This window comes from Bacillota bacterium, assembly GCA_040757085.1.
In the GTDB taxonomy this organism is placed as follows: Bacteria; Bacillota; Sulfobacillia; order JACIYH01; family JACIYH01; genus JACIYH01.
Genome location: JBFLXJ010000023.1, coordinates 359,424 through 384,897, shown reverse-complemented (window position 1 = coordinate 384,897; position 25,474 = coordinate 359,424). Strand labels below are relative to the sequence as shown.

21 protein-coding genes and 7 tRNA genes are annotated in these 25,474 nt (G+C 65.1%); 6 read left to right on the top strand and 22 right to left on the bottom strand.

The window, feature by feature from the left end:
* Window positions 1–28: 28 nt before the first annotated feature.
* The 14 genes from AB1446_09450 to AB1446_09385 form a co-directional block, all read right to left on the bottom strand.
* Window positions 29–439 (bottom strand): ferritin-like domain-containing protein, encoded by a 411-nt coding sequence (locus AB1446_09450; GenBank protein ID MEW6547123.1) that lies wholly within the window; start codon window positions 437–439, stop codon window positions 29–31.
* 306 nt (window positions 440–745) lie between these two features.
* Window positions 746–831: transfer RNA gene (locus AB1446_09445), tRNA-Leu, on the bottom strand.
* Window positions 832–849: 18 nt separating this feature from the next.
* Window positions 850–924 (bottom strand) — tRNA-Lys (locus AB1446_09440).
* Between the two features lie 4 nt (window positions 925–928).
* A tRNA-Gln gene (locus AB1446_09435) sits at window positions 929–1,003 on the bottom strand.
* A gap of 16 nt (window positions 1,004–1,019) precedes the next feature.
* A tRNA-His gene (locus tag AB1446_09430) sits at window positions 1,020–1,096 on the bottom strand.
* Between the two features lie 5 nt (window positions 1,097–1,101).
* Window positions 1,102–1,178, bottom strand: a tRNA-Arg gene (locus AB1446_09425).
* 6 nt (window positions 1,179–1,184) lie between these two features.
* Window positions 1,185–1,258, bottom strand: a tRNA-Gly gene (locus AB1446_09420).
* A gap of 7 nt (window positions 1,259–1,265) precedes the next feature.
* Window positions 1,266–1,342 (bottom strand) — tRNA-Pro (locus tag AB1446_09415).
* 55 nt (window positions 1,343–1,397) lie between these two features.
* Window positions 1,398–1,889, bottom strand: a complete 492-nt coding sequence (locus tag AB1446_09410) for a metallophosphoesterase (protein ID MEW6547122.1) — start codon at window positions 1,887–1,889, stop codon at window positions 1,398–1,400.
* 111 nt (window positions 1,890–2,000) lie between these two features.
* Window positions 2,001–2,678 (bottom strand): non-canonical purine NTP pyrophosphatase, encoded by a 678-nt coding sequence (locus AB1446_09405; protein ID MEW6547121.1) that lies wholly within the window; start codon window positions 2,676–2,678, stop codon window positions 2,001–2,003.
* Window positions 2,647–3,453, bottom strand: coding sequence for a ribonuclease PH (gene rph / locus AB1446_09400; GenBank protein ID MEW6547120.1), 807 nt, complete (start codon window positions 3,451–3,453; stop codon window positions 2,647–2,649). The genes AB1446_09405 and rph overlap by 32 nt, the downstream gene beginning before the upstream one ends.
* Window positions 3,454–3,498: 45 nt before the next feature.
* Window positions 3,499–4,350, bottom strand: coding sequence for a glutamate racemase (murI, locus tag AB1446_09395; GenBank protein MEW6547119.1), 852 nt, complete (start codon window positions 4,348–4,350; stop codon window positions 3,499–3,501).
* 5 nt (window positions 4,351–4,355) lie between these two features.
* Window positions 4,356–4,811, bottom strand: a complete 456-nt coding sequence (locus AB1446_09390; protein MEW6547118.1) for a MarR family transcriptional regulator — start codon at window positions 4,809–4,811, stop codon at window positions 4,356–4,358.
* 136 nt (window positions 4,812–4,947) lie between these two features.
* Window positions 4,948–5,913, bottom strand: a complete 966-nt coding sequence (locus AB1446_09385) for a DUF2225 domain-containing protein (protein ID MEW6547117.1) — start codon at window positions 5,911–5,913, stop codon at window positions 4,948–4,950.
* A gap of 149 nt (window positions 5,914–6,062) precedes the next feature.
* On the opposite strand from AB1446_09385, the gene panB reads away from it, so the two are divergent.
* Window positions 6,063–6,953 carry a 3-methyl-2-oxobutanoate hydroxymethyltransferase gene (gene panB / locus AB1446_09380; GenBank protein ID MEW6547116.1) on the top strand — a complete coding sequence of 297 codons (891 nt, stop codon included), beginning with the start codon at window positions 6,063–6,065 and terminating at the stop codon, window positions 6,951–6,953.
* A gap of 44 nt (window positions 6,954–6,997) precedes the next feature.
* The gene (locus AB1446_09375) at window positions 6,998–8,260 is read left to right on the top strand and encodes a hypothetical protein (GenBank protein ID MEW6547115.1); all 1,263 of its coding nucleotides are present in this window, start codon (window positions 6,998–7,000) and stop codon (window positions 8,258–8,260) included.
* A 53-nt stretch (window positions 8,261–8,313) separates the two neighbouring features.
* On the opposite strand, the gene AB1446_09370 is transcribed toward AB1446_09375, so the two are convergent.
* From AB1446_09370 to AB1446_09350, 5 genes are all read right to left on the bottom strand, one after another.
* Window positions 8,314–9,036: an ABC transporter ATP-binding protein gene (locus AB1446_09370; GenBank protein MEW6547114.1), complete on the bottom strand. Its 723-nt coding sequence runs from the start codon at window positions 9,034–9,036 to the stop codon at window positions 8,314–8,316.
* On the bottom strand, window positions 9,036–9,806 hold the full coding sequence (locus tag AB1446_09365; GenBank protein ID MEW6547113.1) for an ABC transporter ATP-binding protein: 771 nt from the start codon (window positions 9,804–9,806) through the stop codon (window positions 9,036–9,038). Before AB1446_09365 ends, AB1446_09370 begins: the two co-directional genes overlap by 1 nt.
* On the bottom strand, window positions 9,787–10,833 hold the full coding sequence (locus AB1446_09360) for a branched-chain amino acid ABC transporter permease (protein MEW6547112.1): 1,047 nt from the start codon (window positions 10,831–10,833) through the stop codon (window positions 9,787–9,789). Before AB1446_09360 ends, AB1446_09365 begins: the two co-directional genes overlap by 20 nt.
* Window positions 10,834–10,836: 3 nt before the next feature.
* A complete protein-coding gene (locus AB1446_09355) occupies window positions 10,837–11,721 on the bottom strand; it encodes a branched-chain amino acid ABC transporter permease (GenBank protein MEW6547111.1) in 885 nt (294 codons plus the stop codon).
* 71 nt (window positions 11,722–11,792) lie between these two features.
* Complete coding sequence (locus AB1446_09350; protein ID MEW6547110.1) at window positions 11,793–12,956, bottom strand: ABC transporter substrate-binding protein; 1,164 nt, start codon at window positions 12,954–12,956, stop codon at window positions 11,793–11,795.
* Between the two features lie 364 nt (window positions 12,957–13,320).
* Between AB1446_09350 and AB1446_09345 the strand changes: the two genes are divergently transcribed.
* Window positions 13,321–14,001 (top strand): hypothetical protein, encoded by a 681-nt coding sequence (locus AB1446_09345; protein ID MEW6547109.1) that lies wholly within the window; start codon window positions 13,321–13,323, stop codon window positions 13,999–14,001.
* A 24-nt stretch (window positions 14,002–14,025) separates the two neighbouring features.
* Here AB1446_09345 and AB1446_09340 read toward each other — a convergent pair whose 3' ends face one another.
* The gene (locus AB1446_09340; GenBank protein MEW6547108.1) at window positions 14,026–15,189 is read right to left on the bottom strand and encodes a pyridoxal phosphate-dependent aminotransferase; all 1,164 of its coding nucleotides are present in this window, start codon (window positions 15,187–15,189) and stop codon (window positions 14,026–14,028) included.
* A 236-nt stretch (window positions 15,190–15,425) separates the two neighbouring features.
* Between AB1446_09340 and AB1446_09335 the strand changes: the two genes are divergently transcribed.
* Both AB1446_09335 and AB1446_09330 read left to right on the top strand, forming a co-directional pair.
* Window positions 15,426–16,652 carry an alcohol dehydrogenase catalytic domain-containing protein gene (locus AB1446_09335; protein ID MEW6547107.1) on the top strand — a complete coding sequence of 409 codons (1,227 nt, stop codon included), beginning with the start codon at window positions 15,426–15,428 and terminating at the stop codon, window positions 16,650–16,652.
* A gap of 91 nt (window positions 16,653–16,743) precedes the next feature.
* The gene (locus AB1446_09330; protein ID MEW6547106.1) at window positions 16,744–18,042 is read left to right on the top strand and encodes an aminotransferase class I/II-fold pyridoxal phosphate-dependent enzyme; all 1,299 of its coding nucleotides are present in this window, start codon (window positions 16,744–16,746) and stop codon (window positions 18,040–18,042) included.
* Here the strand turns inward: AB1446_09330 and AB1446_09325 are convergent.
* A complete protein-coding gene (locus tag AB1446_09325; GenBank protein MEW6547105.1) occupies window positions 18,035–19,834 on the bottom strand; it encodes an alkaline phosphatase family protein in 1,800 nt (599 codons plus the stop codon). The genes AB1446_09330 and AB1446_09325 overlap by 8 nt on opposite strands.
* Before the next feature lie 331 nt (window positions 19,835–20,165).
* On the opposite strand from AB1446_09325, the gene AB1446_09320 reads away from it, so the two are divergent.
* The gene (locus AB1446_09320; protein ID MEW6547104.1) at window positions 20,166–24,686 is read left to right on the top strand and encodes an FAD-dependent oxidoreductase; all 4,521 of its coding nucleotides are present in this window, start codon (window positions 20,166–20,168) and stop codon (window positions 24,684–24,686) included.
* A gap of 17 nt (window positions 24,687–24,703) precedes the next feature.
* Here AB1446_09320 and AB1446_09315 read toward each other — a convergent pair whose 3' ends face one another.
* Window positions 24,704–25,417 carry a LysE family transporter gene (locus AB1446_09315; GenBank protein ID MEW6547103.1) on the bottom strand — a complete coding sequence of 238 codons (714 nt, stop codon included), beginning with the start codon at window positions 25,415–25,417 and terminating at the stop codon, window positions 24,704–24,706.
* Window positions 25,418–25,474: the final 57 nt, after the last annotated feature.

Sequence of the window (25,474 nt, the reverse complement as noted above, 5' to 3'; positions counted from 1 at the left end):
AGCAGGTGTCACCGGCTCAGGGAAGTGCTTACCCCAACCCCTGGTGGGGGCGAAGTGCCATGACAGCCGCCAGGATTCGAGCATGGCCCAGTTCATCTGCCACGATGCTTATAATCAGGTTGCGCAGTTCCGGATTGGGCGCCATCTGGGCAAGTTGAGCATACTCGGCAACAGCCTCCAGCTCCCCTTGGATCGCTCTCCTCAGGCCCTCAGGGAAGGACTCCCGTTCTTCCTCCCTCTCTGCGGCACCAAGGCCAACGGGATCCAGGTTAGCGATGGCTGCAAACGTGCGGGCATGGCCGTTCTCATCCGCCGCGATGCTTTGTAATATGGCCCGGAGTTCGGGGTTCGGGGCCCGCAAAGCCATGCGGGTGTATCTCGCAGCGTCCATGAGCTCATCCCGGACAGCCTGCTCCACCCGCTGCTTGAAATTGTCCACCATAAGCCGTCCCCCTCATTCCCCACATTATGTTTCCAGCCAGAGGGATGTTACGGTAACAAGCAAAATAACATGGGTGATACGATGTTCGTCCCCGACAGGGTGTTCTTCCAGCAAGAGGCTCTCAGGTACAGACTTGGGGAAGAGCTTCTACACCGGTTCCAGGAGCAAGCCGTAGAGACGCACATAATAGAAGGCACACGGCCACGCGAAACCAGGGGCCAACACAGTCACCAGTTGCCCGGGCCTATGCGAGTACTGCTACCTGCAGACCACCATGGGGCCACCAAAACCCTTAATACACCTTGGTGCGGGCGGTGGGATTTGAACCCACACGGGAGAGTCCCACAGGATCCTAAGTCCTGCGTGTCTGCCGGTTCCACCACGCCCGCAAGAATGAGCGAAAACCCTGGTGGGCCATGAAGGGATCGAACCTTCGACAGCCCGCTTAAAAGGCGGGTGCTCTACCACTGAGCTAATGGCCCGTTATGGCTGGGGAGGCAGGATTCGAACCTGCGCATACGAGATCCAAAGTCTCGCGCCTTACCGCTTGGCCACTCCCCAAGGGACTTTCAAGGATTGGGGTGAATGAGGGGACTCGAACCCCCGACCTCCAGATCCACAGTCTGGCGCTCTAACCAGCTGAGCTACATTCACCACCGTGGCGCGCCTGGCAGGATTCGAACCTGCGGCCCTCTGCTTAGAAGGCAGACGCTCTGATCCACTGAGCTACAGGCGCACAGATTGGAGCGGGAGACGGGAATCGAACCCGCACCACCAGCTTGGAAGGCTGGGGCTCTGCCATTGAGCTACTCCCGCATTAACCTGGTCGGGGCGCCGGGATTTGAACCCGGGACCTTCTGAACCCAAATCAGACGCGCTGCCAAGCTGCGCTACGCCCCGGAACCCGGCGACCTTGCTGGTCCAGCACGATTATAATAGTCAGGCGCCTTCCAAGTCAAACGTGCGAACGCTTGACCGCTCGAACGAGGTAGAGTTCGGGGCAGACGCCGTCTTCGCTGATGAGCAGCATGCCGTACGAGGGTCCTTCGCCGCAAGGCGCGTGCAAGCTCCCCGGATTGAAGAACAACACCTTCCCCAGCCAGAACGCCTCCGCGCGGTGGGTGTGACCGAACACCACCACGTCCGCATTCAGTTCCCGGGCCCGGGCCAGCAAGGGCCGGAAGTCTTGCTTGACCCGGTAGCGGTGGCCGTGGGTGAGCAGAACCCTTTTGCCCGCCACCTGTACCAGTCTTTCCGCGGGGCCCTCCACCCGGCAATCGCAATTGCCCAGCACCCCGATCACCCGCACACCGCGTTCGGCCAGCCGGCAGGAATCTTCGTAGTAGTCACCGGCGTGCAAGAGCAGGTCAACCGATCCCATCTCTTCCATGATCCGCTCCACCAGGGCCAGATTGCCATGGGTGTCGGACAAAACCCCTACCCGCATTGCACGGCACCGATCATTGTGCGCCAAGGGTTCCCTCTACTCCCCCGTAGATCTTTACTGACATTTTTCGCAGGAACTGTGCCGCCATCAACAGGGGTCTGATTGCGCACCCTAGCTTTTCGCCCCGCCCGCTCCCGATTCCTGCGGCAGCACCCGCTGGCTCCGGGAAAGCACGGGACTACTGGGCGGATCAGGGCGGGCCAGTTCTGCGATCAGCGGCCAGAGCGCGCGCACCGCCTGTCCCCGGTGGCTGAAAATGGCCTTTGTCCCAGGTTCCAGCTGGGCCACCGTCCGGCCTGCACGGGGAATCCGGGGAATGAATACCGGGTCGTAACCGAAGCCCCTCCGGCCCCGAGGGGCCGTGGCGACTCTGCCTTCCCAGCACCCCTCACCAACCCAGACCTGCCCGTCCGGCGAACACAGTGCGGCGGCGGCCCGGAAGCGGGCCGTCCGCCGGGGCGGGGGAACGTCCGCCAGCAGAGTAAGTAATAGCGAGACGTTCTCCTGGTCGCTGGCGTCAGGTCCTGCGAACCGGTGGGAGCGCACCCCGGGACCTCCTCCCAGCGCATCCACCTCCAAGCCGGAATCGTCCGCCAGAGCCCAGGCCCCGCAGTGCCGTGCCACCGCCACTGCCTTCGCGCAGGCGTTGCCCGCGTACGTATCCTCTTCCTCCGGCACGGACAACGCCACACCCAGGTCGGCCAGGGACACCATCTCCACGGGCAAACCGGCCAGGATGAACCGGATCTCCGCTACCTTATGGGCGTTCCTCGTCGCCAGTATCAACATCCTGGGGGGCATACAGCCGGGCGGGAGGGGGTGCATGCTTCCCCACCTCTTCGGCCAGCGGGCCCAGCACCTGCCGCTGCAAGTCGAGAAGCTGCCTGATACCAACCTGAGCCATATCGAGCAAGCGGTGAAGCTGGGTCCGGTCGAAGGGCTTCCTCTCCGCGGTGCCCTGCACTTCTATAAGGCGCCCGTCACCGGTCATCACCACGTTCATATCAACTTCTGCCCGGGCGTCCTCCTCGTAGGTAAGGTCCAGGAGTACTTCGCCTTGGACGAGGCCCACGCTCACCGCCGCCACGAATGAAAAGATGGGGAGGTCGGAGACCACCTCTTGTTTTCTCAGATAATCCAGGGCATCCACCAGGGCGACAAAGGCCCCCGTGATAGCGGCGGTGCGCGTGCCTCCATCGGCCTGGAGCACATCGCAGTCCAGCACCAGGGTGCGTTCGCCCAGGGCCTCCATATCGGTGACCGCGCGCAGGGAGCGCCCGATCAGTCGCTGGATCTCGTACGTCCTGCCGGCCTGGCGCCCGCGACCCCCATCGCGCGGATTGCGCTCCGGCGTGGAACGGGGCAGCATGCCATATTCAGCGGTGACCCAGCCCCGGCCGCTGCCCTTCAGGAAGGGCGGAACCCCCTCCTGCAGGGAAGCCGTGCAGATCACCCTGGTCATGCCGGCCTCCACCAGCACAGAGCCCTCGGCATAGGCCAGGAAATTGCGCGTGATCCTCACCGGTCGCAACTGGTCGGGTCGCCTGCCGTCGAGCCTATCCACCCGATCCACCTCTCTTTGCCAGTGACCGGGGAAACTGCGGGCGCCTCACTCGTCCCGGGGCATCCCTGGCTCGGTCCGGGACTCCATGGCCCATTCGCCCGGGGATGCCTCCACCTTTTCCTCCAGCAGCAGGCTGGCCACCTCCCGGACGCGGTCCGGGTCTCCGCTGGTAAACAGCCTGAGCCAGCCCCGGCCCCCCGGACCCCGGCACAGCCAGCCCCGGGCAACCAGCAGATCCTCCAGTTCCCGTACCACTTCCTCGGCCGGGTCCACCAGCGCCACATCCGGGCCCACAACCTCCCGGATTACCGGGCTCAGGAACGGGAAGTGGGTGCAGCCCAGCACGAGAGCATCGATCCCGTGGTCCAGGAGGGGCTGAAGACACCGGGTGACCGCGCCCAGGGCACGTTCCCCGGTTAGAACACCCTCTTCCACCAAAAGGGGCAGTTCCGGGCAGCCCTGCTGCCAGACCTGAGTCACCCCCAGCGAGCTCAGGGCGCGCGGGTACTCCCCGGAGGCAACCGTGCCGGCGGTGGCTATGATGCCCACCCGCCCGCAGCGCGTGGCCCGCACGGCCGCCCGGGCCCCTGCCTGGATCATACCCAGCACGGGGAAGGCGAATTCCCGCTGGATGTCGGGCCAGCAAGCCGCCGTGGCCGTGTTGCAGGCAATGATGGCGGCCTTCACCTCCTGTCTCGCCAGGAAGCGCAAGACCCCAGAAGTGAACTCCCGCACCTGGGAGGCGGGACGGGTGCCGTAAGGCATGCGTCCGGTATCGGCTGCATATATCAGGTTTTCTGCGGGTAACCGCCGTCGCAGCACCCGCACCACCGAGAGGCCGCCCACCCCCGAATCCATGAGACCCACCGGGCGGCACGCCTGCTCCCGCGAACTCACCGGGCTCACTCCGATGCCATCTCCCCCGCCATCAATCCGTATACCTGCCGCAACCCCCGGGTGAGTTCCTCCAGATCCCGATCGTCCAGACGCCGCAAGACCCCCGCCAGGTACCGGCGACGGGCATCTATCACCGCATTGAGCACCTCGTGCCCGCGCGGCTTGACCTGTAGCCTGATCACCCGCCGGTCATGGGGGTCACGCACCCTCTCCAGAAGGCCAGCCCGCTCCATGCGGTCGATGAGATCGGTGGCGGTGCTGCAGGCCAGGTACATCTTCTGGCATAACTCACCCATGGTGATGCCTTCGTGGCTTACCAGCACCAACAGGGCATCAAATTGAGGAGGAGTGATGTCAAACTGGGACAGGATGTCCCGGCCGTGCTTCCGCAGCACCCTGGCCACCAGCCGCAACAATTCTTCGATGGTCGCCACCCGCTCCGAGAAGCCGGGATCTTCCAAGGCCACTCCCCCTCCCGCGCCTTGTCCTGAGAATAGCAAAGCTGGGAGCGACCTGTCAATTGTCTGTTCGGGTGGCGTGTCCGGCTACCGGCCTGTTCGGGTTAGCCCCCTGGACCTAACATGGGGTCTCCCGGGCTCACGGTCCCGGGGCTTCTTCTCGTTGTTGCCACAACTGCTGCAGTTCATACCACTGGTCCTGGGCCATTTTGCGAATGGCGGGCTCCGCCCCCGACCGGGCGTTCACCACCTGCCCCAGGTAGCGGGCGGCGTCCCGCAGCCGTCCTGCCCGCATGCTGAGCACGCCGATGAGGTATGCAGCACCGAACTCGTCCATGTTGCCGGGGAGGCCATCTTCGCCCTGGTACGCCTGCAGGTACTCGTCCAGGGCCAGGGCAGAAAGGCGTCGATCCTGCTCCGACTCGCCCTGCGTACGGTATATCCACGCCAGGCGCAGGTACAGCCCAGCCGCGATGCCGTGAGCACGCCTACGACAGCGGGCAAAGTACAGGGCACGCCGGTAGTCGGCCAGCACCTCCGACAGGGGTCGGGCCGGGGCCCCCTCGGCGACCGGTGCAGCGGGCCGTCCCTCTGCGGGCGGCGCTACTGGTGTGGGTTCCAGACCGGGGAGCAGGTCCCGGAGGAGAGCGTCGCCCTCCTCCCGCAACCGCAAGCCGGCGGCTGCCGCCCGTTCCCGCTCGTCCGGAAGCAGGGGAGCGAATGCCCCCTGGGGCGCCGCGTACCCGCAGTCCGGACATACCCAAACCTGGTAGAGGTTGGGATCCAGAGGCGTGTAGCGAACGTAGAAGTCCGGTTCCCGTGCTTCCACCCGCAGTCGGCTCATCGCCACCCGGGTGGCGGAAAAGGTCCCCCCGCACACGGGACAGCGCTCCCGCGTGGTGTACAGCAGTCCACCTGCCGTCTGCGAACCAGCAGAACGACGGGGACCGACGGGGGTAACCCGCGGCTTGGTATCTGCCGGCATCACCCTCTTGATGTGAGCCACTAGTTCCCGCGCACAATCGGGACAGTATCCCGCAATGCCTCCCGAGGGCATGCGCACTCCGCAACGGCGACAGAACGCAGGTTCCTGCGACGCCTGCACCATCTCACCCCCCACGCGCAGTGCCGGGTAACCGGCCCCACACAAGGAATATCGGCCTCGGAGGGACACACCTGAAGCAGCAGGAAAAGGGCCGGCACTGGCGAACCATACTCTGGCAAACCGACCGGCGCGGCAAAGGGGAATGCAGGTTGGCCAGAGAGAAAGTCACGATTCCGTACCTGTATCAGAAGAAGGCCCGTGGCGAGAAGATCACCATGCTCACCTGTTACGACTACCCCACTGCCCTGCTGGAGGAAAAGGCGGGCGTGGATATCATCCTGGTGGGCGATTCGCTGGCCATGACCGTGTTGGGGTACGACAGTACCCTCCCCGCCACCATGGACGTCATGGTGGTCCATGCCCAGGCCGTGCGCAGGGGAGCACCGGGGGCCTTCCTCATCGGTGACATGCCCTACATGTCCTACCAGGTCAGTAAAGAGGAAGCAATCCGCAACGCGGGACGGTTCATGGCTGAGGCCGGATGCGACGCCGTCAAGCTGGAAGGCGGGCGGAACGTGGCCGACGTGGTGGAAGCCCTCACCAGGGCCACCATCCCCGTCATGGGACACCTGGGCCTGACCCCGCAGTCCATCGCGCAGTTGGGAGGTTTCAAGGCGCAGGCCCGGGACGTGGACACTGCTTTGCGGGTAATCGAAGATGCCAGGATCATTGAAGAAGCGGGGGCCTTTGCCATCCTGCTGGAGGCGGTGCCCCCCGAGGTGGGCAAGATCATCACCGAACGGGCATCCATCCCCATTATCGGCATCGGCGCCGGACCCCATTGCGACGGGCAACTGCTCATCGTCCATGACATGCTGGGGTTCTTTGAGGCATTCACCCCCAGGTTCGTGAAGAAGTACACCAGCCTCAACGAGATCATCCTCAAGGCGTTCCGCGAGTACATGGACGACGTGGCCGGCGGGCGCTTCCCCGCCCCCGAGCACTGCTACGGCATGAAGCCGGGCGAGGCAGCCCGCCTGGAAGCCCTGGTGAAAGAACGCCTCAGGGAGACTGCGGGCTCGGCGCCGGGTGGTTGCTAACGAGCCAGACACATGGAGACCGTGGCCAGAAAGGGTGAAACGTCATGCTACGGGATCGCTTGAGACTGGATGCCTCCGCGATCGAGGAACTCAACCGGTTTCTCCTTGACCCCGATAACCCCCTCGTCAACGAGGTGCTCCGCGTGGTGGCCAAGTACGGCACTCCCGAAGAAATCAACGCCCGCGCCCGCGAGGCCCGGCGCCTCCCCCACATCATGGGGCGCCTACGGAACATGGACTCTCCCTACCTCAAGGACCTGGAATGGCTCATCTCCGAAAGGGACAGGGGGGCTTTTATCAGCATCTCCCAGTACCGGCGCAAGATCCTGGGCGAGAGGGCTGACACCATGTACTTCGACGAGGGGAAGGCCGTTACCCTGGAGATCAGCGCCCTCCAGTACTTCCCCTGGCTGATCACCGAGGCAAAGCAGGCCATCGACCGCCAGGAGATCATGCCGGGAAGGTACATCCGGGTGCGCAAAATGCGGGAACAGGAGGCCGACCAGGGGGACATCCTGGCGGTGGCAGCAGCCATGCAGATCATAGGGGCCACCTACGTGGAAACCCTGGACACCAAGGGGACGGACGGCTCTAACGTCCACCTGGGCGGGCCGGAGACGATCACCGGGTACTTCGGCGGAGTGGGCCAGCCCAACGAGCATCCCCTGCAGTGGATCGACGAGTACCTCTATTACTACACCCAGTACGGCATCAATCAGGTGCTCAACGTGAACTTCGGGACCATCCTCCTGGGTTACATCCTGCACAGGCTAGGGATCGACATCAGCTTCAAGATCTCGGTCTTCACAGGCCACGACAATCCCTTCTTTGTCCTCTGGACCCTTATGGCGGCCCGCCTCTTCGCCCGCGAGGACGGCTCCACGCCGCTGGCCGGCCTCAACCTGAGCAACTCAGCGAACAACCATACCCTGGAAATGTGCTCCCTTATCAGGAGGAAACTGGGACTGGAGGATCAGGTCCGCATCGAGCACCACATCACCGAGACGTACAAGAGTATCGTCCGCCAGCCTTACAACCGCCGGGAGGAACTGGTCGAAATCGCCTCCCGAGTGCCCAACATCTCCGCCAAGCACGAGGGTGGGGATCCCGAGGTGGAGGCAACCCGAGAACACCCCTCTGACATCCTGGACTATTTCCGAACCAAAGAAGAGATCCTGGCCTCGGGCGACATGGCCCGCCTGGAACGGAACTACCTCGACAAGCACGAGGCCGTGAACCGCACGGCCCGCGCCCTGACCGAGAAGGGCCTGGCCTTCGTGGCTGCCCGCAAACTCCACCGCCGCTGAAGGCCCACGAGCTGGCTGGTTAGCCTGCTCCTCCAAGCGCGGCGCTGGCCGCTTCAGGAAGCCGCCACCACGTCCCCCAGGTAGGCCGCACGCACACGGGGGTCCGCTCGTAAATCGGCAGCCCGCCCCTCCATAACTATGCGGCCGGTCTCCAACACATAGCCTCGCGTCGCAACCGAAAGAGCCATGGCGGCGTTCTGCTCTACCAGCAGGACGGTGGTGCCGTCCCGGTTGATGTCTGTGATGATGGAGAATATCTCCTGGACCAGGATGGGAGAAAGCCCCATGGAAGGTTCATCGAGCAGGAGCAGGCGGGGCCTTGCCATCAGGGCCCGCCCCATGGCGAGCATCTGCTGCTCACCTCCGGAAAGGGTTCCCGCCACCTGCTTGATGCGCTCCTTCAACCTGGGGAAGTGATGGAAAACACGCTCCAGGCTTTGCTGAATCTCCTTGCGGTCGGAGCGTGTGTACGCTCCCATCTCCAGGTTTTCCAGCACGGTGAGGTTGGCGAATATCTTCCGCCCCTCCGGACACTGGCTGATACCGGCTCGCACGATCTGGTGCGCCCGCATCCGGGTGATGTCGACTCCCCCGTAGATCACCTGACCGGAGCGAGGTCGTACCAGCCCGGAGATGACCCGCAGGGTGGTGGACTTTCCGGCTCCGTTAGCGCCTATCAGGGTGACTATCTCGCCTTCCTCAACCCGAAAAGAGATGCCGTGAAGCGCCTGGATGGCTCCGTAGAACACGTTCAGGTCTTTGACCTCCAGACTCATCAGGCCACGGCCCCCTTCCCCAGGTAGGCTTCCAGCACCCTCGGATTCTGCTGGATTTCCGCCGGCGTCCCTTCTGCGATGATCTCTCCGAAATCCATTACCACAATTCTCGGGCACAGGTTCATCACCACGCCCATCTGGTGCTCGATGAGCAGGACGGTGAGGTCAAACCGCTCCTTGAGATCTCCGATTAGCCGCACCATGTCGCGCACCTCGGCCGGGTTCATGCCGGCGGCAGGCTCATCCAGCAGGAGCAGACGGGGGCGCCCAGCCAGGGCCCGCGCTATCTCCAGCCGCCTCTGGTCGCCGTAAGGAAGGTTCTTGGCTACCTCATCGGCCCTGCGGCTCAACCCGAGCACCTCCAGGATCTCCATCGCCTGCGACCTGGCCTTCAGTTCCCGGGACATCATCCCGCGCATGCGAAGCGCCGCCCCGAAAAACGAATACCCGAGACCGGAATCAAGGGCCACCAGGACATTATCCAGCACCGACGCCTCCTTGAAAAGCCGGATGTTTTGGAATGTCCTGGCGATCCCCTTCTGGAATATGCGGTACGGTGCCAGCCCTACGATGCTTTCACCCCGGAAACGGACCTCCCCAGCGGTGGGGGAGATCATGCCGGTCACGAGGTTGAAAACGGTGGTCTTACCCGCCCCGTTCGGCCCGATCAGACCGACCAGTTCCCCCTGCTCCAGGGTGAGGTGAAAGTCCGATACGGCCTTAAGCCCCCCGAACAGCTTGGTCAACCCCTTAACCTCCAACTCGGGCACGGTGCTCCTCCTTCCCGGCAAACGGCTCCCCCAAGAGCGACAGCCTGGGTACCAGGGCGCCCCATTCCCTGCCCCCCAGCAGCCCGCGCGGCCGCAGGATGATGACGACTACAAGGATGAGAGCGTACACTACGCCGCGCCAGTCCACGAATGCCTGCCCGAGCACGCCTCGCAGACCTTCCAGGAGGAACACCCACGCGATGGCGGTGGCTATGGTGCCACTGAAACTCCCCAGTCCGCCCAGCACAACGACAATAAGAAAGTCGATCGACTTCAGGAAATCAAAGCTGGACGGATGCACGAAAGGGTAACGGTGAGCGTACAGTCCCCCGGCCAGGCCCGCCAGGGCGCAGCCTACGGCAAATGCTATGGTCTTGTACCGCGTCGTGTTAATGCCCATGGCGTCCGCCGCCACCTCGTCTTCCCGGATGGCGACCCAGGCTCGCCCGTAACGGGAAGAGACGAGGTTTCGCACCAGAAGGATGACAAGGACAGCCACAGCGAAAATCCACGTGAAATTGGCGATTCTGGGCGTACCCGTCATCCCGGTGGCCCCGCCGGTGGCCGGGATCAACTTGTTGGAGTTGTCCATGAGCACTTTTACAATGATGCCAAACCCCAGGGTGGCAATCCCGAGGTAATCGGACCTCAGGCGCAGGATGGGTAAGCCAACCAGGAGCGCCACCAGACCCGCAGCCACCGCCCCCAGGAGCAGGGCCAGCACGAACCAGGCCAGGTTGCCATGACCGTAAAGCTTGCCTATCAACCCGGCCGTGTACGCACCGATGCCGTAAAATGCCGCGTGCCCGAGAGAGAACTGACCGCAGAAACCGTAAATCAGACTGAGCCCCAGGGATCCGATGGTAATGATGAGGGACTGATCCAGCACCAACTGCCAGTAGTCATTTATGAACCCACCCGAGGCCAGGAACCGCACCACCAGGTAAAACACCAACGCCACCACAGGGAACAACCAGGGGTGCTCCAGCCAGCGCTTTCCCCGCCCCAAACGAATCGTACCCCCCACCTGCTACACCTTCTCTGGCTGCCGCGAGCCCAGAACACCCGTGGGCCTCACCAGCAACACGAGGATCAGGACCGAAAAAGCAATGGCGTCGCGAAACTGGGAAGAAATAAACGCTGCAGACAGAACATCCACCTGCCCCATTATGATGGCACCCAGGACCGCCCCCGGTACGATGCCGATTCCGCCCAGGACAGCCGCGGTAAACGCTTTCAAACCCGGCATGATACCCAGGAAGGGCCAGATCCGCGGGTAGGCCACTGCGTACAACACACCCCCGGCAGCCGCCAGCGCGGACCCAATGGCGAAGGTGACCGAGATGATGCTGTCCACGTTTATCCCCATCAGGCGGGCAGCGTCGTGGTCATAGGAAACCGCGCGCATGGCCTTGCCGACCTTGGTGTGAAAAAGCATGTACTGTAACAAAGCCAGGAGCACCACGACCACGACCGCCACCACGATCTGTATGTTGGAAAGGTTTGCTCCCCCCACCGTGAAGTTAACCACCTCGAAAGGGCGGGATACCACGCGGTAGTTGGGACCGAAAACAAACTTGAGCGAGCAAAAGTATTCAAGAAACAGTGAGACGCCGATGGCACTGATGAGCGCTGCGATGCGAGGGGCGTAACGGAGGGGGCGGTAAGCCACCCTCTCGATGGAAACCCCCAGGACAGCGCACAGGACCATGGCCACCACAATAGCCAGAGGGAAGGGCAACCCCCACGCGGTGTAGCCGAGCACGCCCAGGTACGCCCCCACCATGAACACGTCACCGTGGGCGAAGTTTATCAGTCTGATGATGCCGTATACCATGGTGTACCCGAGGGCAATGAGGGCGTACACGAATCCCAGTTGCAGTCCGTTGAAAATCTGCTCCAGAACGAGTGTCACCAGGCTTCGCCTCCAACCCACCGGGATTCCAGGGAGGGGCGGTTGGCCGCCCCTCCCTGGCACAGCGTACTCTACGGCCGCACGGTGGCCACGTACTTCTGCTTGCCGCCGGAGATCTGCAGGATGACGGCGGGCTTCACCGGGTTGCCGTCTTTGTCAAATGAAATCCGACCGCTCACCGTGTCCATCTCCAGCGACTGGAGGGCATCCCGGATCTTGGTGGGATCGTCGCTGCCAGCCTTCTCGATCGCCTTCAACAGGAGGACGGTGGCGTCATATGCCAGCGTGGCCAGCGCATCGGGGGTGGAACCGTACTTCTTCTGGTACTTTTCCACCCACGCCTTCACTTCCGGCCGCGGGTCTTCGGGCGAGTAGTGGTTGGTGAAGTAGCCACCCTCCATGGTTTCAAAGTCGAGGTCGGAGGAGTCCCAACCATCCCCACCGAGGAACACGGCTTTGATGCCCTTCTGGCGGGCCTGCTTGCCGATCAGGCTGACCATGTTGTAATAGTCCGGCAGGTACAGGATGTCTGGCTTCAGCTTGGCGATCTTGGTGAGCACGGCAGAGAAGTCTACGTCGTCTTTGGTGTACGCCTCCCAGGCCACGATTTCGCCGCCGCCCGCCTTGAAGGCATCCCTGAAATAGCTGGCCAGCCCGATCACGTAGTCGTTGCCCTGGTCATACAGCACGGCCGCGGTCTTGGCCTTGAGGTTGTCCAGGGCAAACTTCGCCCCCACCGTCCCCTGGAACGGATCGATGAAGCAGGCCCGGAAAACGTAAGTCTTGCGCCGTCCCAGGTCTACGGTCACGCGCGGGTTGGTGGAAGTGGGGCTGATCTGCACTACCTTGTTGGCTTCGCAAACCTCCGAAACCGGAATCGAGCACTTGGACGCCACGGATCCCACGATGGCCTTCACTTTGTCCTGCGTGCACAGCTTGGTGGCCACGTTCACCGCTTCCGTCGGGTCGTTGCGATCGTCGCCCATCACCGGCTCGATCTTGAACCCGGCCACCTGGTTCCCCGCCTCTTCCAGCGCCAGCAGGAACCCGTTCTTGGTGGACTCCCCGAAGGTCTTCACGTCGCCCGTCAGGGGAGCAATCATGCCGATCCTGATAACCTTCTCCTGGGGCTGCTGCGCACTGGGCTTTTCCTCAGGCTTCTGTGCGCAACCCACGGTAAGTAGCAGCGAAGCAACCAGCAACAGTGCGCACGCCGTCGCAATCTTACGCCTCACCATTTATTCCCCCTTCTTCCCTGGTCAAATGAGTGCCGACCCCATCTTGCCCTACCGGGAAACGCCGCTCTCCCTCCCTTCCACCAGGCCATTGTCCGGTATATTCGCTGCCTTGGGCCCTTTTCCTTCTGCCATTTGTACTTACGAGTACGCAGGCAGCCCCCCGCATAGCAGCATCCGCGTGGTACACCCACCCGAACGGCGCCTGGCGCAGGACCGCACGCTGGCCGTGCACCCGGCAGGGACGTGGCCTGCATATAGTGGTAGCGTCCCTACTGGCCACAGCCCAGTAACGGTTGCACAACATCCTGCTGGCGGCAGGCCCGGATGTTCACTCGTACCTGATGGCAAGGGGAGAGCAACCTTGGGACTGATCCTGCTGGCCATCGCCGTGAGCCTGGACGGCATGTGGGCAGGGCTGGCCCAGGGGTTACGGCAGCGGCGGACTACCGCGGCACAGCTCCTGGCAGTGGGAGCGGAATCCACCCTGGGAAGCACCCTGGCTATGACTGCAGGGGCGGTGTTCGCCGGTTCCCTGGGTCAGCGCGCTGCCGCCTGGCTGGCGGCAGCCGTCTTCCTGGGAATCGCCTGGTGGAACCTGAGGGAGGCCCTGCGTTACCGCCTTTGGGCACAAGAGCAGGTGGCCCAGCCCCTCGGGGAGGAACACCCCGTGGAGTGGAGCCACCTGCTTCTCATGGGCGCCAGCGTAGCTGCGGATGCTTCCCTGGTGGCCTGTGCGCTCGCAATGGGCGGGCACCGGTCTTCCCTGATCCCTGTGCTCTTCGGCTCGGCCCACATAGTGCTGGTAGGCCTGGGAAATGCACTGGGCCGTTCTCTTGGCCGGCGCGCAGTGGTACACCTGCTGCCCGTGCCGGCACCGGAGGGGAACACCTCACTGCCCTCCGGCGGCGACGAGCCGGCACCGGTACAGCGCCGGACGGGCGCCCGGCCCCCAGCACTGCAAATCTATCGGTTAGGGGTCAGGCTGGCGCCGGGCCTGATCTTCCTTATCCTCGGTCTGGCCCGGGTAGCCCGGGGCCTCTGACGCTCGCAGGCAACTCGCATCATTTCAGTGACGCGCGGCGAGGAACTTCTCCATGCGGTGCAGGGCTTCCCGCAGGGCTTCCAGCGAGGTGGCGTAACTGAGCCGCAGGTATCCTTCTCCGCCCTCGCCGAATCCGGAACCGGGCACCGTAACCACGCCGCCCCGCACCAGCAGGTCCTGGGCCAGGTGCGCCGAGGGGCGACCCAGCGCCTTCACACTGGGGAAGGCATAGAAGGCGCCTTCGGGCATAAGACACGAGATTCCCGGCAGGCGGTTCAAACCTTCCACCAGGAAACGCCGGCGGCGTTCATATTGTTCCCACATCCTCGCCACCGGCTCCTGGTCGCCGCCGATCGCAGCCAGGGCAGCATGCTGCGACACGGAAGAGGGGCAGGATGCCAGACACTCCTGGATGCGGGCCATGGCGGAAATGAGTTCGGCGGTGGCGTAAGCATACCCGAGGCGCCATCCCGTCATGGCATAGGTCTTGGAAACCCCGGACACGGTTATGACCTGGGGCCGGATCTCCGGGATGGATGCCAGGGGGAAGTGCCTCCTGCCATCGTACAGCAGCTTCTCGTACACCTCGTCGGAGATGACGACCAGGCCGTGCCGGTATGCCACCTCCGCAATCCCGCGCAGCTCTGCCTCGCTCAACACTGCCCCGGTGGGATTGTGGGGCGAGTTGATGATCAGCACGCGGGTGCGCGGGGTGATGCGGGCCTCCACATCCTCCGGCTGCATATGAAAGGCGTTTTCCTCGCGAAGGGGAACGGAAACAACTACCCCGCCCGCCAGGGCGATCTGGGAGCGGTATACAGGCCAGCCGGGATCGGGCACGAGCACCTCGTCGCCGGGCTGGATCACCGCCAGGCATGCCACACCCAGGGCCCCCACGGTCCCCACGCTGACCATTATCTCGCGCTCGGGGTCCACGTCGAGCCCGTAATCAGCCTGTAGCCTGGCGGCGATGGCCCGACGCAGTTCCGGGATGCCCACCGTCGGCGTGTAGTGGGTGGCGCCCCCCCTGGCGGCAGCAAATGCCGCCTCCATATACGGCTCGGGAGTGGTGAAATCGGGCTCCCCCATCTCCAGGCGGATGGCGTCGGGAAAACGCGCCGCCTGCGCCATCATGGCCCGGATGGGGGAAGCAGGCAGGGAAACAGCGCGGCCGGACAGGACGTTCAAGGAAAACACCCCCTGTGCTGGATGGCGGGCCCTTCCGTCCTGCCCAGGCCCTACTACCCGCTCACACGCAGGATACGCCACGCCGTCGTCGCTTTCCTGCCACCTCGTCCGCACGCAGTTCTGCCCGCTGCGCACCGCCACGCTGCCATGATGGCAAAGGGCACCGCCTCTCCCCGGTCAGCAGGAAAACCGGGTCTGTCCCCGAACCTCTGGGCATAGACCGGTGGAATGGGGTGATGCCCGTGGAGGCACTGCAGTTTGTGGACAGCATACCCAGGTGGGTGGTGAGCAAGGCCCTGGGCGGCATCTGGAAGGGCGTGTTCTGGAGCCCTCTTGCCTGCCTCCGCTACCGCCAGGTGCCGGAGCCCGTCCTGCCCGGGCCGGACTGGGTGAAGGTTAAGACCAGGTACTCCGGAATCTGCGGGAGCGACATGAACCTCATCCTTTTGCACGACAGTCCTTCCACTTCCCCCTTCGCCTCTTTCCCATTTACCGTCGGGCACGAGAACGTGGGAACCATCGCCGAGGTCGGGCCTGCGGTTGAGGGTTTCCGGGTGGGTGACCGGGTGGTGGTCGACCCCATGCTCCCCTGTGAGGTGCGCGGCATCTCCCCGCCCTGTCGCCTGTGTCAGCGGGGTGACCACTCCCTGTGTGAGAACTTCACCCGTGGGAATCTCTCCCCCGGCATGCTCATCGGCAGTTGCCGCGACACCGGGGGGGGATGGAGCCCCTACTTCCTCGCCCACCGCAGCCAGCTCCTGCATGTGCCGGATCATGTGAGCGACGAGCAGGCCGTGCTGGTAGACCCCTTCGCTTCCTCACTGCACGCCCTCATGCGCCATTTCCCCACCCCCGACCAGACCTGCCTCGTGGTGGGAGCGGGCATCATCGGCCTGGGGGTGGTGGCCGGGCTGCGGGCGCTAGGACACCGGGGCCGCATCGTGGTCCTGGCCCGCCACGAATTCCAGGCGGACCTCGCCCGGCGCTACGGGGCGGACGAGGTGGTCCGCACGGGTCCAGGATACGTACACAGGATGGCCGACACCCTGGGGACGCGCTCTCTGAAGACCATGATTGGCAAGCCCGTGCTGGAAAACGGCGCGGACATCGTGTACGAATGCGTGGGTTCTTCCGGAAGCATCGACGATGCTCTGCGTTTCGCGGGCCGCGGCGGAAAGGTGGTGCTGGTGGGCCTGGCTTCGGTACCCCGCGGTGTGGACTGGAGCTTCATCTGGCTCAAGGAACTCCAGGTGGTGGGTTCCTTCTGTTACAGCACCGAGGAGTACCAGGGCCGGCGGGTACGCACTTACGAGGTAGCCCTGGATCTCATGGCCCGCGGGGCGGTCGACCTGTCTCCTCTGCTCACCCACCGTTTCCGCCTGCACGAGTACCGGAAGGCCTTCCGGACCCTCACCGACAAAAAAGGCAGCCGCCTGGTCAAGGCCGCCTTCGTCTTCGACTGACCTCCCCCCGACTGATCCGGGCCACTTGCGCGGAGGGCAGGGGTGTGCTATGATGGGCCTGAGCACAACTTTGTGCACAGGGGGATTGCCCATGCAGGTCCAAGGGGAGCAGGTACAAGGGCAGGTGCAAGGGGAGAAGGAGCTGATCGGCGCCAATTTGGCCGACTACCACCAGTGGCAGGGCAATGATGTTTTCGCGAAAGCGCATGCCTTCTCAGCGTATCTGGCCGGCGTGCGCGCCCGCCAGCACGACCTGTACCGGCGCACCCTGGTGTCCAGCTCCGGCCACCGGGTACATATCCGGGACCCCTTCACCGGGCAGGTCCGCGAAATGGTGATGATGGCCTCCAACAACTACCTGGGGCTCACCTCTCACCCCCGGGTGGTGGAGGCCGCGGTGCGTGCCATCCGGGAATACGGGGCAGGGGCGGGCAGCGTCCCCCTGCTGGCCGGGACCATGAGCATCCACCGCCAGTTAGAGGAACGCCTGGCGGCGTTCAAGGGTTGCGAGGATGCCATGGTCTTCGCGGCCGGATACGCCGGCAACCTGGGAGCACTGGCCGGTCTTCTGCGCCCCGGCGATCTGGTGGTGAACAACATCCTGAACCACGCCAGCATCGTGGACGGCTGCCGCATGTCGGGCGCCACCAGTAAAGTCTTTCCTCACCAGGATCTGCGCTCCCTGGAACGTATCCTGGAAAAAGCAGAGGGCCAGTACCGAGCAAAGATGGTGGCGGTGGATGGCGTGTTCAGTATGGACGGCGACATCGCTCCTCTTCCCCAACTAATCGCCATTTGCCGCCGCTACGGTGCTCGCCTCATGATCGACGAAGCCCACGCCACCGGGGTGATCGGAGCCCACGGGCGGGGCACCCCGGAACACTGGGGAGTTGAAGGACAGGTAGACGTCGTCTTCGGTACACTCAGCAAGGCCCTGGGCGGGGTGGGGGGCTTCGTGGCCTCCACCCGGGAGGTTATCGACTACCTGCGCATCTTTGCCCGGCCTTACATGTTCTCCACTGCCCTACCCCCGGCGGTGGCCGCCTCGGTGCTGGCTGCCCTGGACGTGATCGAGACCGAACCGGAACTCAGGGAGCAGCTTTGGGACAACATCCGCTACCTGACGAGCAACCTCCGGGCCCTCGGCTTCAACCTGGGCAACGCCCAGACGGCCATCGTGCCCTTGATCATAGGGGATGACTACAAGGTCAACGAAATGGCCCGCCGCCTGCACGAACTGGGGATCTTCGTAAATCCCGTCTTTTACCCGGCGGTATCGCGGAAGCTGTCCCGGGTCCGCCTGAGTGTCATGGCCACCCACACCCGGGAAGACCTCGACCTCACCCTGGAGGCATGTTCCAGGGTGGGCCACGAACTGGGCATCATCTGACTGCGGCCTGATCTGCCATGTCGGTGGCCCGGTAGCGCTGCCGTGTCGCCAGCCAGGCGGCCAAGGGAGCTACCACCGCTATCGGGCCCAGCCAGAGGAGCTGCAGCAGGGCGCAGAAGTACAGGAAGTTCAGGCGGAACGAGGGCAGATAGAAACCCAGGCTCGAGCCGATACCGAACAGGCCCACGGCTGCCACTATTCCCAGGACCACGTAGGGAGCGAGAATGGCCTTCTCGACCAGCCACACCACGTGCTGGCGCCCGGTGATCCCCTCGGCCGCCCGGGCCGTGGCCGTGCCACGCCACAGCACGGCCGTCAGGATGATGGCGAGCGCCAGATAAGCGGGGAAGCCGAAGAGGCGGAACATGGTGGGCAACGACCCGTCCGGGAACACGCTCAGGGAATACACGTCGCCGAACACCCAGGCGTAGAACACGTGATAGAGGACCAGGTAGCCGGCACCCCAGGCCAGGACTTCCAGGAGCGACCGCCGCGCCTTCCAGGCCAGCAACCCCAGTACCACCAGGGGGACGAGCAAGAAGGGGAGCCGTGGCCACCGGTGAGCCCACACCATTCGTGACCGGGCTGCGCCCATTGCCCTCTCGGCTTTCTCCATGCTATCCCCTGCCAGGGTAAATGCCTGCTCATACGCGGATTCGGCAAGGCGGCTACGCGCCTCCTCGAGGGATGCGGTGGCCCCGGCCAGCGGATCACTGGCCAGGGCAGCAGCCTGCTGCGACCCAGATGCCTCACCTGACGGGGCAGATACCGCAGTGACGTAGGCACGGGCGAAGTCAACGAACTGGGCTGCCCGCTTGACCTGCTTGTCGGCACGCACGTCCTCGGGGACATCCAGCCCCGCCCACAGTACATTCCCCAGGGAATGGGCGGGCACCGGCAACCCCAGCAGGGTGGCCACCGTGGGAACCACATCCACCTGCCGGCCAGCGGGAATCTCCCCCGGCTTCACGCCCGCGCCCACCATCACCAGGGGCACCGTGGTCACCTCGCGCTCCCAGCCCCCGTGGCCGCTGCCGCCCCGGTTGTTACGGTCCAGCTGCCCGTGGTCTGCCGTCACGACCAGCACGTCTTTCGCCAGGTCCAGGCAGGACGCAAGACCGGCGATCATGCCATCTACCTCCCGGGCAGCTTCCAGGTACTCCTCGGACAGGGCACCGCCGGACTCGTGCCCGGCCTCGTCCACTGCGCTCAGATGCACATATGTCAGATCAGCCTCCCGCGCCTCCAGGGAAGCCCGGGCGCGGGCGTACAGCTCATGGTCCGGGTAATCCCCCACCAAGGAATGGTCCACCGAGGGGTTGATCTCACCCCAGTAGGTGTACCCGTACAGGGCCGTCCTCAGGCCCGCATTCCGGGCGACCGAGAAGATGGTGTCCACCTTGACCGCACCAGGGTGGCTGTTCATGGCCACCCCGTGGTATTCCTGCCACGTACCCGTGGAGAGAACAGCATAGCTGGGCTTGGAGAAGGAAGGCTGCCCGGTGGTGAGGGAAGTCCACGCCCCCCGCCCCCGCAGCGACTCCAGGAACGGCATCTGCCGGGAGACGTCAACGCGCAGGCCATCCACGACCACCACCACTACTCTCTGGGCCAGGCGTGCACTCTTCTCCCCGGCCGCCAGGGGACCGGTATCCACGGGGGTGTATGTGTCCAGATCTCCCTGCAGACTCAGCGCCACCAGCGCCGCCCCCGCCGACACCAGCAGCAAGAGTAACGGCACGACCAGAAGCACCAACCAGCGCCAACTACGCCCGGCTCGCCTCTCGCTCATCTCCATCCCCCCCTCCCGACAGGTTCGCCACGCCTGCCCCGGTTCCTCCGCCTGGTGATCACGTGGCGCGCCGCCTGCCCGGTCCGGTGCGCGCTGTCGCATAATTATGCGGCAGGACTGCGATTGCTCCCGTGTCCACGCGCACCCGGCGCCGCCCCTCGTACCCGGGCGCAAAGGGATGCGGCCCGGCTTGTGATTTGCTGCACCCGGTACTTGGGCAGCAAAAACTGTGTAATCGTCCTCCCATGGACTAATTTGCGTAATATTTGGGATTGCCGATATAATGGCAGTGGTGTATGAGTAACAGCACACATTCCAGGGGGAGATGTTCATGACGGAACCGGTGGGCTCCGTGCTGGTGGCCGGCGGCGGGATCGCCGGCATGCAGGCCGCCCTGGATCTGGCCGAGGGCGGCTATTTTGTTCACCTGGTCACGTCGGGAGCCAGCCTGGGCGGTCGCATGGCCCAGCTGGACAAGACCTTCCCCACCAATGACTGCGCCATGTGCCTGCTGGGCCCCCGCATGACAGAGTGTCAGAGCCATCCCAACATCCAGATCCACACCCTCACCACCCTGGAAGCCCTGGAGGGAAAACCCGGTCACTTCCGGGCGCTCCTGCGCCGACACCCCCGCTATGTGGATGAGAAGGAGTGCACCGGCTGCGGCGACTGCGCGGCGGTCTGCCCGGTGGAGGTTCCCGACGAGTTCAACCTGGGGCTGAGCCGCCGGAAAGCCATCCACCGGCCCTTCCCCCAGGCGGTGCCTAACAAATTCTTGATCGACAAGCGCGGCAAATCTCCCTGCCAGCAGGCCTGCCCCTCGGGGGTCAACCCCCACGGCTACGTGGCCCTGGTGCGCCAGGGCAAGTACCTGGAGGCGTGGCGGCTGATCCGTCGGGCCGTGCCCTTCCCCATCATCTGCGGGACGGTGTGCCACCACCCCTGCGAGACGGTGTGCCAGCGCGGCAGCGTGGATGAACCCGTAGCTAAGTCCCGCCTCAAGCGCTTCGTGGGCGAGTACGTCTTGCGTCAGGTGGAAGACCTCGAGCGCATCATCCGGGAGGACATGGAGCCCCCGCGCCCGGAGAAGGTGGCGGTGGTGGGATCGGGCCCGGCGGGGATGGCGTGTGCGTACCACCTGGCCCGCCGGGGCTACCAGGTCACGGTGTACGAGGCGCTGCCCGTCCTGGGCGGCATGCTCCGGGTGGGGATTCCTCCTTACCGGCTCCCCAAGGACCTGCTGGATGCCGAAATCGACCTCATCCGCCGCATGGGGGTGGAATTCCACTCCGGGGTAGCGGTAGGGCCCGACCTGCCCCTCCTGAAACTCTTCGACATGGGATTCCGGGCCGTGTTCCTGGGCATCGGGGCCCACGAGCCCCAGTTCATCGGCCTGCCGGGGGAAAACCTGGCCGGGGTGTACCACGGCGTCACCTTCCTGCGCCTGGCCAACCTGGGCCAGCCCCTGCGGGTGGGGAAGCAGGTAGCGGTCATCGGCGGCGGCAACACGGCCATCGACGCCGCCCGTACCGCCCTGCGCCTGGGGGCCGAGGAGGTCACCGTCTACTACCGTCGTTCCCCGGAGGAGATGACCGCCCTTCCCGAAGAGGTGGAGGAAGCCCGCGAGGAAGGGGTACGCTTCGTGTTCCTGGCCAGTCCGGTGGCCGTCCTGGGCGACGGCCGGACCCGCGCCCCCGAAGATGGCCACCGCGGCGGGGAGGAGGGAGCAACCGGCCTGCGGCTCATCCGCAACCGCCTGGAAAGCACGGATGCCCGCGGGAGGCGCCGGCCGGTAGCCATCCCCGGGTCGGAATTCGAGGTTCCCTGCCAGACGGTGATCATCGCCGTCAGCCAGGCACCGGACCAGGTGTTCCTGGCCGACTCCGGCCTCACCCGCACCCCCCTGGGGACCCTGGTGGTGGACCCCCTCACCCTCGCCACCAACCTCCCCGGCGTGTTCGCAGGGGGTGACGCCGTTACCGGTCCCGCCACCGTGATTGGGGCCATGGCCGCCGGCAGGGAGGCAGCCGAGTCCATCCACCGCTTCCTGCAGGGGATGGACCTGCGGGCCGGGCGGAGTGCCCCTCCCCTTCCAGAACAGATCCCGCCCCTGGAACTTGACACCTCCACCGTGGCGAGGCAACGCCGCGTGCGCCCGCGCAAGCTGGAACCTGCCGCCCGGGTGAGGGGATTCGCGGAAGTGGTCCTCCCGTACAGCGAAGAAGAGGCGCGCAGGGAGGCATCCCGCTGCCTGGACTGCGGGATCTGCTCGGAATGCCTGCAGTGCGAATCGGCGTGCCAGAAGAATGCCATCCGTCACGACGACGCCCCCGCCACCCTGGAACTGGAAGTTGGGGCGGTGGTGCTGGCACCCGGATTCGACCTCATCGATGCCGCCACCGTGCCCGCGTACGGCCACGGCGTCTACCGCAACGTGGTGACCGGCCAGGAGCTGGAGCGCTTGCTCTCCGCCACCGGTCCCACGGGCGGCCACCTGGAGCGGCCCTCCGACGGGAAGGTGCCGCGGCGGGTGGCCTTCATCCAGTGCGCCGGCTCGCGGGACGATGGTCACGCCCCCTACTGCTCGTCGGTGTGCTGCATGTACGCCACCAAGCAGGCCCTCATGATCAGGGACCACCATCCCCAAACGGAAATTACGGTGTTTTACGGGGACCTGCGGGCAGTGGGGAAGGGTTTCGAGAAGTACGTGCTGGCGGCGGAGCAGAGGGGCGTGCGCTACCTGCCCACCATGATATCCACCGTGAAAGAGGATCCTGCCACCGGCAACCTGGTGATCAGGTACTGGCTGGAGGGCAGAATCCACCAGGAGGAATTCGACCTGGTGGTGCTGGCCACCGCCGCCGCGCCCCCCACCGGGGCGGAGGCACTGGCCCGGGCCGCCGGCATCGCCCTCGATGAGTACGGCTTTGCCGCCACCGATCCCCTGGCTCCCGTGAAGACCAGCAGGGAGGGAGTGTTTGCCGTGGGTGGTTTCACCGCTCCCCGCGACATCCCCGAGTCGGTGATGATGGCCAGCGCCGCAGGCGCTGCAGCCGGCGCGCTGCTCCGGGATGCCCGCGGCAAGATGGTCAAAAAGAAAGAGTACCCGCCTCCCCTCCCGGTGGAGGGGCAACCGCCCCGGGTGGGGGTCTTCGTGTGTCACTGCGGCACCAACATCGCTTCGGTGGTCGATGTGGAGGAGGTGGCCCGCACCGCCGCATTCCTGCCGGGCGTGGTGCACGCCGAGGCTGTCCTGTACGCGTGCTCCCAATCGCACCTGGCCCGCATCCGGGAACTCATCGCCGAGAAGGGGTTGACCCGGGTGGTGGTGGCGTCCTGCACCATCCGCACGCACCGCTCCCTCTTCCAGGAAACGCTGCGGGAGGCAGGGCTAAATCCCTTCCTGTTCGAGATGGCCAACATCCGCGAGCAATGTTCCTGGGTTCACCGGGATAACCCCGCAGCGGCCACGGCCAAGGCCCAGGACCTGGTGCGCATGGCGGTGGCCAAGGTGGCCCGGGCTGAGCCCCTCACTCTATTCACCGTGCCGGTGGTCCCGCGGGCCCTGGTGATCGGAGGAGGCCTGGCGGGAATGCAGGCCGCCCTATCCCTGGCCGAGCAGGGATTCTCCACCTACCTGGTGGAGCGGCAGGACGAACTGGGTGGCATGCTCAGGCGGCTGCACTCGACCCTGGAAACGGGACCGGTGGCGCCCCTGCTCGGCGACCTGCGCCGCCGCGTAATGGAAAATCCTCTGATAGAGGTGTTCACGGGTAGCCAGGTGGTGGAGTTCTCCGGCCACGCCGGTCACTACCGCACCGCGATCCGCCTGCGGGACGGCCGGATCAGGCAACTGGAGCACGGGGCCCTCATCCTGGCCACCGGGGCGCAGGAATACGGGCCCACCGAGTACCTGTACGGCGAGGATCCCCGGATCCTCACCCGTCTGGAGTTCGAGGAAACGCTGACCTTCCGGCCCGAGCAAGTGACCGGCGTAAGCATGGTGGCTTTTATCAGTTGCGTGGGCTCCCGCACCACCGGGCGGCAATACTGCAGCCGCACCTGCTGCTCTCAGGCGGTGAAGAACGCCCTGCGCGTCAAAGAACTCAACCCCGACGTCCAGGTGCTGGTGCTGTACCGCGACATGCGCACGTACGGCATCCGCGAAGCGTACTACCGGGAGGCCCGCCGCCGGGGAGTGGCATTCCTGCGTTACCGGGCGGAAGAGCCACCCCGGCTGGGAGTAACGTCCTCCGGCCAACTGATGCTGACAGCCACCGACGTGCAGAGTGGCCGCAGGATCCTGGTCAATCCCGACCTGGTCATCCTCTCCACCGCCGCCGTACCCGCCGACGGCGTCGCCCAACTGGCTTCCCTGCTCAAGGTCCCCCTGGACGAACACGGCTTCTTCCTGGAACTGCACCCCAAGATGAGCCCCATGGACCTCCCCTCCCACGGCATCTACTGCTGTGGCTCGGGTCACGCCCCCAAGTCCGTTTCCGAAACCATATTCCAGGCCCAGGGGGCGGCAGCGCGGGCCGCCTGCCTGCTGGCGAAGGAGGAACTGCAGGCCGGCGGTATCGTGGCGACCGTCAGCGAGGAAAAGTGCGCCGCCTGCCTGACCTGCGTGCGCGTATGCCCCTACCGGGTGCCGTTCATCAACGAGCGCAACGTGGCCCAGATCAATCCCGTCCAGTGCCGCGGATGCGGAACCTGTGCCGCCGAGTGCCCCGCTGCGGCCATCACCCTGCCCGGCTACCGCAAGGACCAGCTGGCGGCCATGCTCACCGACCTCTTTACCGATACGCCGGCCCAGACCCATCCCGCTCCTGCCGCCCTGCGTCTCACTTGACCGGTGAGCCGCGCAGTTCACCGCATCAACAGCTTGAGGGCTGAGCACAGGCAGAAAGCGGCCAGGGCGATCAGGAAGGCTCCCAGTCCCACCAGGATCCCCCGGTATACCTTGCCGGACAGGTAGCGGACGCCCCGCGCCACCCCTACCGACAGTAAGCCCAACCACAGGATATCCGAGGATACGTGGCCCAGGTAAAAGGCAGCCAGGTTGGTAAGTCTGGTCCCGCCCCAGAGTCCCAGGTACGTGGTGCCGATAGTGGCCCACCACAGGGACCAGTAGGGGTTAGCCAGGCTCACCACTATCCCTCCCAGCAGGGCCCGCAGCGGAAGAAGCACCTTCCCCGGCCCCCCGCCCGAAGGCGCGGGCGCAGCGGGCCGGACCGGCGACAACGCAGCGCCTGTTGTGGGGTCCCGGGCGGGCGCGGACGCGACGGCGGGGGCGCTCCTGATGGTGGTCCACCCCATCCAGGCCAGCACCAGACCGCCTACCAACCCCACCGCGCCGGCCACGGAAGGCTGCCCCAGCACGCTGCCCAGTCCCAGGGCCAGGGCTATCACCGTCACCAATTCCAGCAGGCTATGCCCCACGGCCACCGCCATCCCCGCCCCCGCGCCCAGGCGGCTGGCCCGCTCGATGGTAAGGGTGGTGAGCGGCCCGGGCATGAGAGCCCCCGACAACCCCACCAGGAACGAACTCACCATGATGGCGAAGAAGCCCAAACTGTCCACCCCCCGACCCCGGGACGAACGCCGCAGGCGGGCGCCGCAGTCGCCGGTCCCGGGAAA

What these genes read in the sequence shown, in the direction of transcription:
- AB1446_09410 (MEW6547122.1), bottom strand. Translation starts at nt 1,889, where the DNA reads ATGCGGGTAGGGGTTTTGTCCGACACCCATGGCAATCTGGCCCTGGTG.
- AB1446_09405 (MEW6547121.1), bottom strand. Translation starts at nt 2,678, where the DNA reads ATGTTGATACTGGCGACGAGGAACGCCCATAAGGTAGCGGAGATCCGG.
- AB1446_09375 (MEW6547115.1), top strand. Translation starts at nt 6,998, where the DNA reads ATGCTACGGGATCGCTTGAGACTGGATGCCTCCGCGATCGAGGAACTC.
- AB1446_09370 (MEW6547114.1), bottom strand. Translation starts at nt 9,036, where the DNA reads ATGAGTCTGGAGGTCAAAGACCTGAACGTGTTCTACGGAGCCATCCAG.
- AB1446_09335 (MEW6547107.1), top strand. Translation starts at nt 15,426, where the DNA reads ATGCCCGTGGAGGCACTGCAGTTTGTGGACAGCATACCCAGGTGGGTG.
- AB1446_09330 (MEW6547106.1), top strand. Translation starts at nt 16,744, where the DNA reads ATGCAGGTCCAAGGGGAGCAGGTACAAGGGCAGGTGCAAGGGGAGAAG.
- AB1446_09325 (MEW6547105.1), bottom strand. Translation starts at nt 19,834, where the DNA reads ATGAGCGAGAGGCGAGCCGGGCGTAGTTGGCGCTGGTTGGTGCTTCTG.
- AB1446_09320 (MEW6547104.1), top strand. Translation starts at nt 20,166, where the DNA reads ATGACGGAACCGGTGGGCTCCGTGCTGGTGGCCGGCGGCGGGATCGCC.